At 71.0% G+C, this 16,017-nt stretch carries 12 protein-coding genes and 1 pseudogene; 4 read left to right on the top strand and 9 right to left on the bottom strand.

What is annotated here, in order from left to right; genetic code table 11:
- The 3 genes and pseudogenes from ABD357_RS34230 to solA form a co-directional block, all read right to left on the bottom strand.
- Window positions 1-316 (bottom strand): annotated as a pseudogene (locus tag ABD357_RS34230) (ABC transporter substrate-binding protein); the annotation flags it as partial.
- A 90-nt stretch (window positions 317-406) separates the two neighbouring features.
- The gene (locus tag ABD357_RS34225) at window positions 407-1,486 is read right to left on the bottom strand and encodes a succinylglutamate desuccinylase/aspartoacylase family protein (RefSeq protein WP_344395112.1); all 1,080 of its coding nucleotides are present in this window, start codon (window positions 1,484-1,486) and stop codon (window positions 407-409) included.
- A 2-nt stretch (window positions 1,487-1,488) separates the two neighbouring features.
- Window positions 1,489-2,628 carry an N-methyl-L-tryptophan oxidase gene (gene solA / locus ABD357_RS34220; protein ID WP_344395111.1) on the bottom strand — a complete coding sequence of 380 codons (1,140 nt, stop codon included), beginning with the start codon at window positions 2,626-2,628 and terminating at the stop codon, window positions 1,489-1,491.
- 284 nt (window positions 2,629-2,912) lie between these two features.
- Between solA and ABD357_RS34215 the strand changes: the two genes are divergently transcribed.
- Window positions 2,913-3,659, top strand: a complete 747-nt coding sequence (locus ABD357_RS34215) for an IclR family transcriptional regulator (protein ID WP_344395117.1) — start codon at window positions 2,913-2,915, stop codon at window positions 3,657-3,659.
- A 388-nt stretch (window positions 3,660-4,047) separates the two neighbouring features.
- Here the strand turns inward: ABD357_RS34215 and ABD357_RS34205 are convergent, their stop codons facing one another.
- Window positions 4,048-4,341: a hypothetical protein gene (locus ABD357_RS34205; protein WP_344395110.1), complete on the bottom strand. Its 294-nt coding sequence runs from the start codon at window positions 4,339-4,341 to the stop codon at window positions 4,048-4,050.
- A gap of 120 nt (window positions 4,342-4,461) precedes the next feature.
- Here ABD357_RS34205 and ABD357_RS34200 point away from each other — a divergent pair, with 120 nt between their 5' ends.
- Window positions 4,462-5,205 carry an IclR family transcriptional regulator gene (locus ABD357_RS34200; protein ID WP_344395109.1) on the top strand — a complete coding sequence of 248 codons (744 nt, stop codon included), beginning with the start codon at window positions 4,462-4,464 and terminating at the stop codon, window positions 5,203-5,205.
- Between the two features lie 161 nt (window positions 5,206-5,366).
- Window positions 5,367-7,199 carry an ABC transporter ATP-binding protein gene (locus ABD357_RS34195; protein ID WP_344395108.1) on the top strand — a complete coding sequence of 611 codons (1,833 nt, stop codon included), beginning with the start codon at window positions 5,367-5,369 and terminating at the stop codon, window positions 7,197-7,199.
- A 30-nt stretch (window positions 7,200-7,229) separates the two neighbouring features.
- Here the strand turns inward: ABD357_RS34195 and ABD357_RS34190 are convergent, their stop codons facing one another.
- From ABD357_RS34190 to ABD357_RS34180, 3 genes are read right to left on the bottom strand one after another with little or no spacing between them, the layout of a single operon-like run.
- Window positions 7,230-8,669, bottom strand: coding sequence for an NAD-dependent succinate-semialdehyde dehydrogenase (locus tag ABD357_RS34190; RefSeq protein ID WP_344395107.1), 1,440 nt, complete (start codon window positions 8,667-8,669; stop codon window positions 7,230-7,232).
- Complete coding sequence (locus tag ABD357_RS34185) at window positions 8,666-11,551, bottom strand: FAD-binding and (Fe-S)-binding domain-containing protein (RefSeq protein ID WP_344395106.1); 2,886 nt, start codon at window positions 11,549-11,551, stop codon at window positions 8,666-8,668. Before ABD357_RS34185 ends, ABD357_RS34190 begins: the two co-directional genes overlap by 4 nt.
- A complete protein-coding gene (locus ABD357_RS34180; protein WP_344395105.1) occupies window positions 11,548-12,816 on the bottom strand; it encodes an aspartate aminotransferase family protein in 1,269 nt (422 codons plus the stop codon). Before ABD357_RS34180 ends, ABD357_RS34185 begins: the two co-directional genes overlap by 4 nt.
- A gap of 387 nt (window positions 12,817-13,203) precedes the next feature.
- Between ABD357_RS34180 and ABD357_RS34175 the strand changes: the two genes are divergently transcribed.
- Complete coding sequence (locus tag ABD357_RS34175) at window positions 13,204-14,808, top strand: PucR family transcriptional regulator (RefSeq protein ID WP_425585127.1); 1,605 nt, start codon at window positions 13,204-13,206, stop codon at window positions 14,806-14,808.
- 99 nt (window positions 14,809-14,907) lie between these two features.
- On the opposite strand, the gene ABD357_RS34170 is transcribed toward ABD357_RS34175, so the two are convergent.
- Window positions 14,908-15,339 carry a tetratricopeptide repeat protein gene (locus tag ABD357_RS34170; RefSeq protein ID WP_344395103.1) on the bottom strand — a complete coding sequence of 144 codons (432 nt, stop codon included), beginning with the start codon at window positions 15,337-15,339 and terminating at the stop codon, window positions 14,908-14,910.
- Window positions 15,340-15,350: 11 nt separating this feature from the next.
- On the bottom strand, window positions 15,351-15,974 hold the full coding sequence (locus ABD357_RS34165) for an FMN reductase (protein WP_344395102.1): 624 nt from the start codon (window positions 15,972-15,974) through the stop codon (window positions 15,351-15,353).
- Window positions 15,975-16,017: the final 43 nt, after the last annotated feature.

The raw sequence follows: 16,017 nt of genomic DNA, 5'->3' as shown, positions 1-16,017 counted from the left end.
AGTTGTTGATGAGGTCACACTGCGGGCGGCCCTGCTTGATCTGCGCGAGCAGCGGAGCGTCGTCCAGGTTCAGCACCTTGACGGCGACCCCGGTCTCCTGCGTGAACGGCGTGTAGATCGCCTTCTGCAGGGCCGCACCGTAGGAACCGCCGCTGTCACGGACGACCACCGTCTTACCGCCGCCCTTGGCGCTGCCGGAAGGGGTGCGGCTCGTGCCGGTGCCACATGCGCTGAGGGCGGTCGCGGCGGCGAGACCCGCCGTGGCTCCGCCGACACCGCGCAGGAAAAGCCTGCGGTCTATACGGGCGTCTCTCATGGTGTGCCTCCTGGGGATGGTGCTACGGGGAAAGAGGGACAGCTGGGGATGGGGGTCTAGGGGCGGGGGTCCGCCTCTGGGGATGGGGGTCTAGGGGCGGGGGTCCGCCTCGTCGGATCCGCGGCCCATGCCGGGGACCGGGAGGGTGTTGGGTCGCGTGGCCGTGTCGGGGTCCCACGGGATGGCCAGGGCGGCCAGTTCGGTGCCGGGGCGGACGGTGAGGCCGTGCATGCCGTAGATGATCCGGCCGCCGGCCGGGGCGTGGACCGTGTGCTCCCGGCCGTCGGCCGGGTCGACGATGCGGCCGAGGAGGTCGCCCTCGGCGACTTCGCCGATGATGTCGGCGTCGAAGGAGAACTCCGGGTACCACAGGCCGGTGGCCTCGGATGTGACTCCGGCGGACCAGACCCACTCGCGAACGGTGGCTGGAGCGGGGTCGTCGGCACCGGTCGTGCCATCCGGGTCCAGTACGCCCAGGTGGCGCAGTGCCGTGAGGAGCCCGTCGACGCGGCGGCGGGCCGTGGCCCCGTCACGCTGGCCGCGTTGACCCACCTCGACGAGGACCGCCGAGATGCCCCGGCGGGCGGCGGCCGCGTGGCTGTTGCCGCCCTCGGCCGTCAGCCCGATCATGACGTCCTCGATGCCGAAGGAACCTGCCAGCTCGGCCGTCGCCTTGTCGAGGTCCGGGTCACCGGTGAGGCGGTAGCCGACGAAGTCCCGCAGGACCTGATCGATGCCGCCGCAGTGCAGGTCGACGTACACGTCGGCGCCGTCGACGAGGTGGGCGAAGAGCCAGGCGGCCAGCCGCTCGGTGGGGCCGCCGTCCGGGTCGCCGGGGAAGACACGGTTGATGTTCACGCCGTCGACCGGGGAGACGTTGAGCCGGCCCTGGTATACGGCGTTGGGGTTGGCGACCGGACAGATGATCACCTGCCCGCGCACCTCACCGGGTTCCAGCAGGCCTGCCAGGCGCACGACGGCGTCGATGGGCGTGAACTCGCCGCCGTGCACACCCGCGGTGATGACGACCCGGGGGCCCGGGCGGGTGCCGTTGACCAGGGTCAGCGGAATGTCCGCGGTGAGGGTGCCCAGGTCCGCCCCGACGGTGCCGCGGGTTTTGGTACCGGGCTCGGCGTGCAGGGAGCCGACGGAGAGGGTGGCGTCGTTCATGGTCATGCCTCCGTACGGCCGACGGTGGAGAGGAAGTCGATGGGCTGGGGTGAGGAGCCGTCCAGCGCGAGGTCGGCGGCGATGTCGCCGAAGGCGGGCGAGAGCTTGAAACCGTGGCCGGAGAACCCGGCGAGCAGGATCACGTTCTCGGCGCCGGGCAGCGGGCCGACCAGCGGGCGGCTGCTCTTGGTGTAGCCCTCCATGTAGACCGACAGCCGGGTCGGGTCGGGGTTGAGGTCCGGCAGGTAGCGGCCGATCAGCTCGCTGAAGATCTCCAGCTCCTCCGGCTGCACCGTCCGGTCCAGCTGGTTCGGGTCGCCGGCGGGGCGGTGCAGGGCCTGGGAGAGGCCGAGCTTGACCGAGATGCCGTCCGGGGAGGGCAGGCCGTAGCAGTGGGTGGGTGCCGTACGGATGAACGCCGGGCGCTCCTCACCGAACCACGTCTCGGGAGTGGTGGGCACGTACCAGGCGCTGACCAGGCGGCGGACGTCCACCTCCCACGGCAGGCCGGGCAGCAGGTCGTTGACCCAGGGGCCGGGGGTGACGACGGCGGTGTCGAAGCGCTCGCTGCCGGCGTCGGTGCGGATCTCCACACCGTTCGCGACGGGCACGATCTCGCGGACCGTGGTGTACCGGTGGATGACGGCACCCAGCTGCTCGGCGCGGCGAGCGGCGCTCTGGATGGTCAGCTCCGGGCGGATGAAGCCGGCGCGGCGGTCGAGCACCGCCGCGTCGCCGTCCTCGATGCGGTACTGGGGAAAACGTTTCGCCAGAGACTCGGCATCGAGCACGTCGTGGTCGAGGTCGTGTTCCGCGATGGACTGCAGGACGGTGGCCATCTGATGGTGATCGGTCGGCCCCATCAGGAGGCACCCGGTCAGACGGCGCAGCTCACGGCCGGTCTCCTCCTGGAGCTGCTCCCACAGGGCGTCGGCATGCTTGAGCAACGGGACGTAGCGGGAGTCCTCGAAGTGCGCGCTGCGGAAGATGCGGGTCTCGCCGCCGGCGGCACTGCGGTCGTGGCCGGGGGCGAAGCGGTCGAATCCGACCACCTCGGCTCCGCGGGCGGCCAGGCGCCAGGCGGCCTGGCTGCCCATCGTTCCGACGCCGACGACGGCGACGCGCTTCCTGGCAGCTGACACAGGACTTTCCTTTCGTTTCGCCGGGGCGCATGCTGAGCCCCCGACGTGAGGCTGATCGATTCGAGGTCGTTCAGGCGGGGGCCGGGCCCTTCGTCAGGCCCACAGCTCGCAACCGTCGTGTCTCGGAGTTCCGGCTCATGTCTCCGGGATTCCTCCCTGAGGAGCCGTGCCACATTGTGGAACGCTGTGCTAGAATCTGGCACGAGAATGACAGCGGCTCGGAGGCGAGTCAAGAGGGTGTCCAGCAGAAATTCCGCGGATTAACAGGGGGAAATCGGATGGAAATGAAGAGCGTCACCAGGTCACTGCGCATCCTGGAGGCGGTCGCCCAGCATCAGCCGGTCACCGTCGGGGAGTTGACGAAGCTCTTCGGACTCCCGAAGTCCACGGTGCAGCGCACCCTGGTCACGCTGGCGGAGGCCGGCTGGCTACGAGCCAACCGAAGTGACACCACCCGCTGGGAGATCGGCGCCCGGGTGCTGGCCGTACGGCCGGCCGCCCTGCAGGGATCCAGCCTGTTCGCCGCCGCCCGCGAGCCCATGATCCGCCTCCGGGGCGCGGTGAACGAGACCATCCACCTGTCGGTGCCCGACGCCCTGCAGTGCATGGTCGTGGTGGACCGCGTCGACTGCGACCACGCCGTACGGACCTTCCACACCATCGGCGACACGTCTCCACTGCACGCCACCGCCGTCGGGCGTGCCATCCTCGCCCACCTTCCGAAGCAGGACGTCGACGAACTCGTCGCGCGGGGACTGGAACGGTTCAGTGACACGACCCCAGCCGCCCCCGACGCGCTGCGCGCCGAGCTGGACCGCATCCGCACCGACGGGTACGCGATCAACACCAACCAGTTCCGCCCGGGCGTCTGCGCTCTCGCCGCGCCCGTACTCGACGAGGCCGGAACACCGCTGGCCGCCGTGGCCATCTCGATGCCCGACTCCCGGTACGACGCGGACCGGGCACCCGAGTGGGGCCGCCTCGTCGCCGGCACGGCCGCGGAGATCACCGGACGCCTGGCGGGCGCCTGAGCGGAAGGCGGTGGCCCGAGAGCCCCGCACCCGGCAAGGGCCGGCTCGTACGCGCAGGCGTGGGGGCCGGCCCTGTGCGTGTTTCTGAACCTGGTGGCGCTGGAGGTGGTCAGCATGGGTATGCGTCCTTCTGACGCTTCCGGCTCGTCGCGTTGAGGGCTGAGCGTCCACACACCAACCGATGACCACCCGGTGGCCGTACCGTCACAGCCGAGCCCGACACAAGATCTCCGCGTCGAGCACGCCTTCGCTCGCCTGACAAGCCGCAAGCTCCTCCGCGACTGCCGTCTGCAAGGCGGCGGTGTCCCCCGCGCCAGGACCCCGGGCCGGGCCGGAGGACGGGGCCGTCATACATCCACCGTCCATCTGTCCAGTCCCTGTCTCACGCCTACTTGATGAGGTCCTTGAACTTGTAGTAGGCGCCCGCGAAGGGCAGGAACCAGCGCGGCCGCCCCTCGGGCGGGGTTTTGCCCGCCGCGAACCGCTCCTCGTCATCCTCGATGCACTCAGTGCATCTTGAGGCACCCACCGCCCAGCGCCCACCGAAGGAGGGGCCGGGCACAGGACGGCTGTCCCACACGGCGCGGTACAGCGCCGTCCGGGCGTTGTCGCCGTTCATCGCCGCGAGGATCACCTGATTCCCACAGCTCGACACCGGCCGCATCACCGGCCTCATCAGCATGTATGCCAGCATGTGGAACGCCATGCTAGAATCTGGCACGACATGTCCACGACTCCGGGGAGGGAGTCAGGAAGTGAGCACGACGCAGCTACATAACTGAAGGGGGCACCGGAATTGGAAATGAAGAGCGTCACCAGGTCGCTGCGCATCCTGGAGGCGGTCGCCAAGCACCAGCCCGTGACCGTGGGAGAGCTGACGAAGCTCTTCGGCCTGCCGAAATCGACCGTGCAGCGCACCCTGGTCACGCTGGCGGAGGCCGGCTGGCTGCGAGCCAACCGCAAGGACACCACCCGCTGGGAGATCGGTGCCCGCATCCTCGCCGTACGGCCGGCCGCCCTGCAGGGATCCAGCCTGTTCGCCGCCGCCCGCGAACCCATGACCCAGCTCCGCGACATGCTGAACGAGACCATCCACCTGTCGGTGCCCGACGCCCTGCAGTGCATGGTCGTGGTGGACCGCGTCGACTGCGACCACGCCGTACGGACGTACCACGCCATCGGCGACACCTCCCCCCTGCACGCCACGGCCGGCGGACACGCGGTCCTCGCCCATCTGCCGAAGTCCGAGGTCGACGAGGTCGCGGCCGGCACGCTCGAGGGTTACGGCGAGGAGACCATCACCGACCCGGTGGAGCTGCGCACGGAGCTCCGGCGCGTCAGAGACCGTGGATACGCCGTCAACCACAACCAGTACCTCCAGGGTGTCTGTGCCATCGCGGCGCCCGTCCTGGACGGTGACGGCGTTCCACTGGCCGCCGTGGCCGTCTCCCTGCCCGACTCCCGCTTCGAGCCCGGCCGACTTGCGGAGCTGGGTCAACTGGTGACCGACACCGCTGCGGAGATCACCGCCCGACACCTGCGCTGAGGGTGACGGACCGGGCCGGAAACAGCCGCGTACCGCCGGGTGACGACAGCACGCCGGTCCGAACCGTGCACCTCTGATATCTCAGGGTGTTGAGAAAAACGCTTGGACTCCGTGGGCTCCGCCGCGGGACACTGCGAACCCTTCGACAACACAGGGTGAGTATGGGATCGCAGTCTGTATCGCACAGGGCGCTGCCGGGCAGGGGCCCGGTGCTCCTCGCACTTCGTTACTACGGACGGGAGTTGGCCCGACTCCGGCGGTGGACGGTGCCCGGGATGCTGCTGCCGGCGCTGGGCAACATCGGCATCTTCTACATCGCACCACTGGTGGTCGCGAAGCTCGTCGGCCGAATCGCCGACGACGCCGACATCAGCATCGGCACGACACTGCCGTACGTACTCGGCTTCGCCGGCATTCTGCTGCTCGCGGAGACGCTGTGGCGCATCGGCATGCACTGCCTGAACCGCGTGGACGCCCTCGGCATCGAGCACCTGTATGTGATCGGCATGGACGAGCTGTTCGCCAAGGACGCCGCGTTCTTCCACGACAACTTCGCGGGGTCGCTCACCAAGCGGGTGCTGAGCTTCGCTTCCCGCTTCGAGGAGTTCGTCGACACGATGACGTTCCAGGTCGTGGGCAGGTTCGTGCCGCTGCTGTTCGGGTCGGTGGTGCTGTGGCGCTACGAACCGCTGCTCGTCGTCGGACTCCTGGCGATGATCGCACTGACGGTGCTGTGTGTGGTGCCCCTCATCCGCCGCCGTCAGGCCCTCGTCGACCAGCGCGAGGAGGCGATCGCCCGGGTATCGGGTCACGTCGCCGACAGCCTGATGAACATGGACACGGTCCGGGCCTTCGCCGCCGAGGAACGCGAGACCGCCGAGCACCGGTCCCGCGTCGCGGCGTCGCGACGGCTCACGTTGAGGTCGTGGGACTACGGCAACCTGCGCATCGACACCCTGGTCGCGCCGATGTCAGTGCTGACCAACGCGCTGGGCCTGCTGCTCGCGGTCACGCTCGGCGGGGGCGGGAACGGCGTGGAGGCGGTCGTGGTCGCCTTCACGTACTACAGCAACGCGACGCGGATCATGTTCGAGTTCAACCAGATCTACCGCCGCCTGGAGAGCTCGATGACGGAGGCCGCGCAGTTCACCGAACTGCTGCTGACGCCGCCGACCGTGCGCGACCCCGTCTCGCCGGAGCCGCTGCTGCCCGGGGCCGCCGACGTACGCTTCGAGCGGGTGACCTTCGCCCACGCGGGCGCGGAGCCGCTCTTCGAGGGCATCGACCTGGCTGTACCCAGCGGGACGAAGATCGGTCTCGTCGGCCGGTCCGGCGGGGGCAAGACCACACTCAGCCGGCTGCTGCTGCGGATGATGGACATCGACGCGGGCCGGATCCTGATCGGGGGTCAGGACATCAGCAGGCTGCGCCAGGCCGACCTGCGCAGCCTGATCGCCTACGTGCCGCAGGACCCGGCGATGTTCCACCGCACGCTGCGGGACAACATCGCGTTCGCCCGGCCGGGCGCCACCGACGCCGAGATCCGCCGCGCGGCCGAGGCGGCGCACGTCACGGAGTTCGCCGACGCGCTGCCGGACGGCTTCGACACCATGGTGGGCGAGCGCGGCATCAAGCTGTCCGGCGGACAGCGCCAACGCGTCGCTCTCGCCAGGGCGGTCCTGCGCGACGCGCCGGTCCTGCTGCTCGACGAGGCGACCAGCGCGCTGGACTCCGAGAGCGAGGTCCTCGTCCAGGAGGCGCTGTGGCGGCTCATGGAGGGGCGGACGGCGCTCGTGGTGGCACACCGGCTGAGCACCGTCGCCGGCATGGACCAGCTCGTCGTCCTCGACCGTGGACGGATCGTCGAGCAGGGCACGCACCAGGAACTGCTCGCGTCGGACGGCGCCTACGCGAAGCTGTGGCAGCACCAGTCGGGCGGCTTCCTCGACGACAGCCCCACCGACGGCAGCCCGGCGCGGGCCGAACTGCACTGAACGCGAGCTGGTCCCTCAGAGGGGGCCCGTTCAGCCCACCGGCACCGCCAAGTACTGGTACTCCAGGAACTCGTCGATCCCGACCCTGCCGCCCTCGCGGCCCAGCCCGGACTGCTTGACGCCGCCGAAGGGCGCGGCCGGGTTGGAGACGAGGCCCGTGTTGAGGCCGACCATGCCCACCTCCAGGCGCTCGCTGACCCGCAGGGCGCGGTCGAGGCCCTCGGTGAAGACGTAGCCGACCAGGCCCCACGGTGTGTCGTTGGCGCGGCGTACGACCTCGTTCTCGTCGTCGAAGGTGAGGATCGCCGCCACGGGGCCGAAGATCTCCGTGTCCATCAGGCGGCTCCCGGGGTCGACATCCGCGAGCACGGTCGGCGGGTAGAAGCAGCCGGGCCCTTGCGGCGTACGGCCGCCGACGAGGACCTCGGCGCCGCGGTCCACCGCGTCGGCGACCAGCTCCTCGACCTTGGCCCGTCCCTTCGCGTCGATCAGCGGGCCGACATCGACCCCGTCCCGGGTGCCGGGGCCCACCACCAGCGCGCCCATGCGCTCGGCGAGCCGCCGTCCGAACTCCTCCGCCACCGACCGGTGCACGAAGAAGCGGTTCGCGGCCGTGCACGCCTCGCCCATGTTGCGCATCTTGGCGACCATCGCGCCGTCCACGGCCTTGTCCAGGTCGGCGTCCTCGAAGACGACGAACGGCGCGTTGCCGCCCAGCTCCATCGACGTTCGTACGACGGTGTCGGCGCACTGCGCGAGCAGCAGCCGCCCGACCTGCGTGGAGCCGGTGAAGGACAGCTTGCGGATCTTGCCGCCGCGCAGGAGCGGCTCGACGACCTCCCCCGCCCGCGAGGTGGGGACGACGTTGAGCACGCCGTCCGGCAGGCCCGCCTCCTTGAGGATCCCAGCCAGCGCGAGGCTGGACAGCGGGGTCTGCGGGGCCGGCTTGAGGATCATGGTGCAGCCCGCCGCGATCGCCGGGCCGATCTTGCGGGTGCCCATGGCCAGCGGGAAGTTCCACGGGGTGATCAGCAGGCAGGGGCCGACCGGACGGCGGGAGAGCAGCATGCGGTTGCGGCCGTCGGGCAGGATGCCGGCGCCGCCGTCGATGCGTACGGCCTCCTCGGAGAACCAGCGGAAGAACTCCGCCGCGTATGCCACCTCTCCCCTGGCCTCGGCGAGCGGCTTGCCCATCTCGGCCGTCATCAGGTGGGCGAGCTCGTCGGTGCGGTCGATGATGATCTCGTACGCGCGGCGCAGGATCTCACTGCGCGCCCTTGGTGCCGTACGAGCCCACCCCTCCTGTGCCGCCACGGCCGCGTCCTCCGCGAGCCGGGCGTCCTTGGGGCCCGCGTCGGCGACGTGAGCGATGATCTCGCCGGTCGCCGGGTCGTCGACGGGCAGGGTGGCGCCGTCCGCGGCGTCCACCCAGGCACCGCCGATGAACAACTGCGTGGGTGTGTCGGTCATGAGGTCTCTCCTGGTTGATCGGATCGATCGGCGGCGGGATCGAGCAGTTCCGCGAGGTGCAGGGCACGGATGTCCCGGTCACCGGCGAGGTGGTCGATCTGCGTGGCGCAGCTGAACCCGTCGGCCACGACGACGGAACGTGCGGCCTCGTCGATGGCGTCCAGGCGGGGTTTCAGTGCCAGGTCGGCCACGGCCATCGAGGTGTCGTAGTGCTGCTCCTCGAAGCCGAAGTTGCCGGCGAGTCCGCAGCAGCCCTCGGCCTCGTCGACCTTGCGTACGCCGAGTCTGCGCAGTAGGTCGCGCGGGCGGCGGCCGGTGAAGGTGGCGTATTCGTGGCAGTGCGTCTGCAGGACGACGTTGTCCGGCAGGTCGGGGGGCGTCCAGTCGGGGGCGGCCAGGTCGGTCAGGGCGCCGGTGAGGGTGTGGACGCGGTCCGCGACGCGCTGGGCAGCACGGGTGCCGAGGAGTTCGGGCACGTCACGCTTCAACGCGGCCGCGCAGCTGGGCTCGGCCACGATGATGGGCCGGTCGTCGCCGTCGTCCAGGCGGGCGACCGTACGGGCCATGATGCGGCGGGCGACGGACAGCTGGCCGGTGCTGACCCAGGTCAGGCCGCAGCACAGGTCGTCCTTGGCCGTGCAGGGGATTCCGGCGTCGGCGAGTACGCGGCTCGTGGCGCCCGCGACCTCGGGGCGGAAGGCGCGCGTGAAGCTGTCGACGAAGAGCAGGGCCCTGGGAGGTTCGCCGGTCTTCGTGGCGCGCAGGGTCTTGCGCAGGGCGCGCCGGGAGGCGAAGGCCGGGATCCTGCGCTTCGTGGTCACGCCTCCGAGGCGGGCGAGCGCCCTGCCGACCGGCCCGCGCAGCAGCGCGTTGACCGGCCGGGCGGCGTATCCGGCCAGGGCCGAGGTCAGGGGCAGCCAGCCCAGGGAGTAGTGGGAGCGGGGCCGGAGCCTGCCCTTGTAGTGGTGGTGCAGGAACTCCGCCTTGTACGTGGCCATGTCGACGCCGACCGGGCAGTCGCTGGAGCACGCCTTGCAGGACAGGCACAGATCGAGGGCGTCCTTGACCTCGGTCGAGCGCCAGCCGTCCTGGACGGTCCCGACCCGCACCATCTCCTGGAGCAGCCGGGCCCGGCCCCGCGTGGAGTGGTTCTCCTCGCCCGTGGCCCGGTAGCTGGGACACATCACACCGCCCGCGTCGCTGCGGCAGCGGCCGACTCCGACGCAGCGGCGGACGGCGCCCTCGAAGCCGTCCTCGTCGTGCGGGAAGGAGAAGAGGGTCTCCACGGGCAGCACGACAGAGGGCGTGTGCAGCGCCAGATCGGCGTCCAAGGGAGCCGGGTCGACGATGACGCCGGGGTTCAGAAGCCCTTGAGGGTCGAAGGTCTCCTTGAACGCGGCGAACGTCCGGATCATCTGGTGGCTGTACATGACCTCCAGCAGTTCACCGCGTGCCCGCCCGTCGCCGTGCTCCCCCGACAGCGTTCCGCCGTGCTCGACGACCAGCGCGGCCGCTTCGGAGAGGAAGCGGCGGGTGGCGGCGCGCCCGGTGTCCGTGGCGAGGTCGAAGTCGATGCGTACGTGGACGCAGCCGGCACCGAAGTGTCCGTACAGCACTCCGGTCAGTCCGTGGGTGGTCAGCAGTCGGCGGAAGTCCCGTAGATAGGCGGCCAGTTGCTCGGGCGCGACCGCCGCGTCCTCCCAGCCGGGCCAGGACTCGCCGCCGTCGACGAGACGGGCGGCGAGCCCGGCCCCGTCCTCGCGCACCCGCCACAGCGAGCGCCGCTCGGCCGCGCTCTCCACGACCCGTCCGCCGGTCATCCGGCCCCGGGCCTTGAGCACGTCCAGCAGTTCGGAGGCGCGGTTGTTCACCGCGGCCTCGTCGTCGCCGTCGAGTTCGACGTAGAGCCAGGCACGCCCTTCGGGCAGGCCGGTGACGGAGTCCGGCCCGCGGCGGGCGCGCATGGTGGCGACGATCGCCTCGTCCATGCCCTCGACGGCGGTCGGAGTCCAGCGCAGGATCTCCGGCACGTCCTCGGCGGCATCGACGACGTCGTCGTAGCCGAGGGTGAGCAGCGCCGTGGCGGGGGCCGTCGCGACGAGCCGTACCGTCGCCGCCGTGACGACCGCGCAGGTGCCCTCCGAGCCGACCAGCGCGCGGGCCATGTCGAAGCCGTTCTCGGGCAGCAGACGGTGCAGGTGGTAGCCGGAGACCTGGCGGGGGATGCGGCCCAGCTCGGTGCGGATCGGAGCCAGGTTGTCGGCGATCAGGCTCCGGATGTCCTGTTCCAGGCGGGAGATGTGTTCTGCGGCATCGGGGTCGACCGGGTGCAGCCCGTTGTGGTCGGCGATGGCGCGTACGCCGTCGGCCGTCACGATCTCCAGTGCCTCGATGTGGCTGCTGGTGCGGCCGTGCCGCACGGACCGGTTGCCGCACGCGTCGTTGCCGATCATGCCGCCGAGGGTGCAGCGGCTGTGCGAGGAGGGGTCGGGGCCGAAGGCCAGCCCGTACGGGCCCGTCGCGCTCTGGAGCGCGTCGAGGACCACTCCTGCCTCGACGCGCGCAGTCCGCGCCTCCTGGTCGATATCCAGGATCCGGTTCATGTGCCGGGAGAAGTCCAGGACGACGCCGGGTCCGACGGCGTTGCCCGCCATGCTGGTGCCGCCGCCTCGCGCGGTGAGCGGGACGCCCGCCTCCCGGCAGGCCCGCAGCACCGCGCACACGTCGTCGGCGCTGCGGGGGAAGGCCACCGCCTGCGGCGGGACCCGGTAGTTCGAGGCGTCGTAGGCGTAGGCGCCGGTCCCTCCCGCACCGGTCTCGATCCGCAGGCCGGGAGCAGTGCGGGCGAGCTCGTCGACCAGGTGCGCGAGGGAGTCCGTCATCGCTGCGACGCCCCTGAGGTACCGGCCTCCACCGCGGCCGTCCACGCCTGGAGGCCCTCGTCCACCGCCTTCTCGTCGATGACGAGCGCCGGGATCATCCGTACGACCTGGTTCCAGGCGCCGCACAGGAGCAGGAGCAGGCCCTCGTCGATGGCGGCGCGCTGCACACGGGCGGCGGTCTCGGGGTCGGGGCTGCCGTCCTCGGTGACGAACTCGCTGGCCAGCATGAGCCCCATGCCGCGTACGTCTCCGATGGCCGGCGTCCGCTCGGCCACCGCCTCCAGGCCGGTGCGCAGCCGGGCGCCCATCGCGTCGGCGTTCTCGACCAGCTTCTCGTCGCGTACGACATCGAGGGTGGCGCAGGCCGCGGCGCAGGCGACGGCGTTGGCGCCGTACGTGCCGCCCTGCGAGCCCGGCCACGCCTTGGTCATCAGCTCCTCGGAGGCGGCGATGCCGGAGATCGGGAACCCGCTGGCCAGGCCCTTGGCGGTGATCAGGATGTCCGGGGTGACGCCGAAGTGGTCATGGCCCCAGAACCGGCCGGTGCGGCCGACGCCGGTCTGCACCTCGTCGAGGATGAGCAGGAAGCCGTGCCGGTCCGCGCGCTCCCGCAGGCCCTCCATGAAGGCGCGGGTGGCGGGGACGTAGCCGCCTTCGCCGAGCACCGGCTCGACGATGATCGCGGCCGTGTCGGCGGGCGAGGAGATCGTCTGGAGGGTGTAGTCGAGCTCCTGGAGGGCGAAGCGGGTGGCGGTGTCCTCGTCCCAGCCGTAGCGGTAGGCGCTCGGGAAGGGGGTGACGACCACGCCGCTCATCAGCGGGGAGAAGCCGGAGCGGAAGCGGGTTCCCGAGGTGGTCATGGAGGCGGCGGCCACCGTACGGCCGTGGAAACCGCCGTGGCAGACAACGACGTTGGGGCGGCCGGTGGCCTGGCGGGCCAGCCGCAGCGCCGACTCGACCGCCTCGCTGCCGGAGTTCGTGAAGAACAGACTGTCCAGGCCGGACGGCAGCACCTCGCCGAGCTTGTCGACAAGTCGCTGCAGCGGCTGGTGCATGACGGTCGTGTACTGGCCGTGGACCAGCGTGCCCACCTGCTCCTGCGCCGCCGCCACAACCCTGGGGTGGCAGTGCCCGGTGCTGGTGACGCCGATGCCGGCGGTGAAGTCGAGGTAACGGCGGCCGTCCTCGCCGTACAGGTGGACGCCCTCCCCCCGGACCGCCGTCACGGGGGTGGCCTGGCGAAGGTGCGGCGACAGTGCGGTCATGTTCGTCTCCCGGCCGTACGTCGTGATCTGCGTGGTCTGCTTGCTCCTGTACCCGAGTATTTCCGCGGGCGCGGACCGCTACAACGCGCGATCTGTCCGGCGTGAGCGCGGTGATCGGACATTGTGTCAACCACGGAGCCGCCGACCGACGGGGCGTACGCCGGGCGCACTGCTCTTGCGCAGGTCAGCGCCGCTTGCGACAGTGACCGGGCCACTCCCCCGAGGGCTCGGCTCGTCCCGCACTCCCGGATTCTCGAGCGCGGGTACCCCTATGGAGACACCGTGAACGTCAAGCACCCGACAGTTCGTCCGCCGGCCCCCGACGACCGGGACACCGCCGCGACCGGCCACGCGCCCACCGTCGCCGACGTCCTCGCTCTCCCCGTCATGTCCGCCGGACGGCCTGAGGTGGTGACCGGCGTCGCGCACCTCGACCGGCCGGTGCGCTGGGTCCACATCACCGAGCTCACGGATCCCGCCTCCTTCCTCAAGGGCGGCGAGCTCGTCCTGACCACCGGCATGCCGCTGCCCGAGGACCCGGCGGGCGTACGCCGGTACGTCGACGAACTCGCCCGCGTCGACGCCGCGGCCCTGGTCATCGAACTCGTACGCCGCTACCACCGCCCGCCCGACGCACTCGTCCAGGCCTGCCGGGCCCGCGGCCTCCCGCTGATCACCCTCGCCAAGGACGTCAACTTCCTGGAAGTCACCCAGGTCGTCCACGCGCTCATCCTCGGCAGCCAGGCGGACGCGATGCGCCGGACCCAGCGCATCCACGAGGCGTTCACCGCCCTGACGCTGCGCGGTGCGGGACCGGAAGATGTGGTGCGCGTGGCGGCGCAGCTGAGCGGCCACACGGTCGTACTGGAGAACCTGGTTCACCAGGCGCTGACGTACGAGGTCTCCGGCAGCACGCTGGAGGAGGCGCTCACCGACTGGGAACAGCGCTCCAGGGCGACGCCGACCGGTGACCACCCGGGCGTGGGCGGCCCGGAGGGCTGGCTCACCGCACCCGTCGAGTACCAGGGCGAACGCTGGGGTCGCGTGGCCATGCTCCCGGTCCGGGCCGTGGAGCCGTCTTTCGGCCCGGAACACATCACCGTGCTGGAGCGTACGGCGATGGCCCTGGCCGTCGCCCGCCTCATCCACCCCACGCCCTGGGAGCGCACAGCGCACCGAGACGCCCTGCGTGATCTGGCGGAACAGCGCCACCACTCCCCCGAGGACGCCCGCGCCCGCTTCGCCGCACTGGGCCTGCCCACCGAGGACAGCCGGTTCCTCGCGATCCTCGTGGATCTCCGTACAGCCAACCTCCATACAGCCGACCTCCGTACATCGGACCTCCGTACATCGGACTCGGACGAGGCCGCGGTCCTTGAGGCCCGTCTCTCCGAAGAAGCGCGGACCACAGGGATCCCGGCGCTCGTCGGCGAGCTGGCTCCCGGTCGTCTCGGCGTCCTCCTGGCGCTGCGCCCGTCCCAGTCCTGGCGGCCTGTCGCCGGGCTGCTCGGCCGCGCCGCGCTGGACGTCGCCTCGACGGCGGTCGTGAGCGTCGGCTCGGAGGTCACGGACCTCCGCGACACCGCCCGCTCCTTCCGCGCGGCGGCCCGCGTCGCCGAGGCCACGCCGCCCGGCCAGCCCCTCCCCCCGGACCGCCCCTTCCACGAACTGCCCGACATCGGACTGCGCCGCCTGCTGTACGCATTCCGCGAGGACCCTCGCATCCAGGAGTACTCCGAACGCCGGCTCAGCCCCCTCATCGACCACGACACCCGCCACGGCACCGACCTGCTGACGACCCTGCGCCACTACCTGGACGCGTCCGGCAACAAGACCACCACCGCACGCCGCGGCGCACTGTCCCGCGAGACCGTCTACCAACGCCTGCGCACCATCGAGCGCCTGCTCGCCTGCGACCTCGAGTCCGGCGAAGAGCGCACGGAGCTTCATGTGGCGCTGACGGCACTCGACATCTTGCGGGGCCATCCGTGAACCGGCCGGTTGCCTGACCGGCCACCTCAGCAACACGTCGGCGGCGGACACTGGTTGACCAGTGTCCGCCGCCCACAAACGTCCGCCCGCGCCTTCAGGTCAGACGTCGTCCCGAAACTCGCCCGAGAACGCGTCGGCCACGCGCAACCAAGGCTTCGCTTCGTCATGGCGCCCCTGACGCTCCAGGGTGCGGCCCAGCATCAGGTGGGCGTAGTGCTCCACCGGATCGCGCTCGACGATCACGCGCAGCTGCTCCTCGGCGCGCCGGAGTTGTGCGGAGTGGTAGTAGGCGCGGGCCAGCAGCAGCCGGGGGCCGGTCTGCTCCGGGGCCTTCTCGACGACGTCGGCGAGCAGCTTCGCCGCGCCGATGTAGTCCCTGGCCTCGAACAGCAACTGAGCCCGCTCCCAGCGTTCGGCGGTGGTCTCCTCGTGCGGCACACCGGCGCCGTTGTCGAACAGGTGCAGGGCGCTGGCCCAGCGGTCGGGCGCGACGCCGCCGTTCGCCCAGGTGTCGTTGAAGTTGTCGCTCATCAGTACTCTCCTCACGCCGACCGCAGTGCGGCCAACTGTTGCTCGAAGGGCACGACGGTCTCTGTGGGCGGCGTTACGGCCCGGCCACCGGCCATGAGCCCTGCCAGCTCGCCACCGGCCCGGCCGACCCGGGACGCGAGACCACCGTTACGCCCGTCACCGGCCGTTCCCCAGTCCTCGGACGCCCCGTACACGGCAGTGGGTACGACGATCGCGTGCAGGTAGGCGAAGAGCGGACGCAGCGCGTGCTCGAGGACAAGGGAATGCCGCGAGCTGCCACCCGTGGCGGCGATCAGCACCGGCTTTCCGGTGAGAGCGCCCTCGTCCAGCACGTCGAAGAACGACTTGAACAGCCCGCTGTACGAGGCCGAGAACACCGGCGTGACCGCGATGACACCGTCTGCTTCCCTGACCGCCTCCAGCTCCTCACGCAGGGCAGCTCCCGGGAAGCCGTTGACCAGGTTGTGGGCGATGTCCGTGGCCAGGTCGCGGAGTTCGACCACGTGCACGTCCACCTTGCGTCCGGCGTCCGCCAGGCTCTCGCGGGTGGCGTCGGCGAGCCGGTCCGCGAGCAGCCGGGTGGAGGAGGGCTGGCGCAGGCCCGCAGACACAACCGCCAGCTTCAGGGGCTTCATCGTCAGGTCCTTTCGTACGGTATCGGGGTCGTGCGGTCGTAGG

It is taken from the genome of Streptomyces vastus (assembly GCF_039532825.1).
In the GTDB taxonomy this organism is placed as follows: Bacteria; Actinomycetota; Actinomycetes; order Streptomycetales; family Streptomycetaceae; genus Streptomyces; species Streptomyces vastus.
The sequence above is the reverse complement of the archived record's forward strand: the minus strand, read 5'-3'. Positions and strand labels throughout refer to the sequence as shown.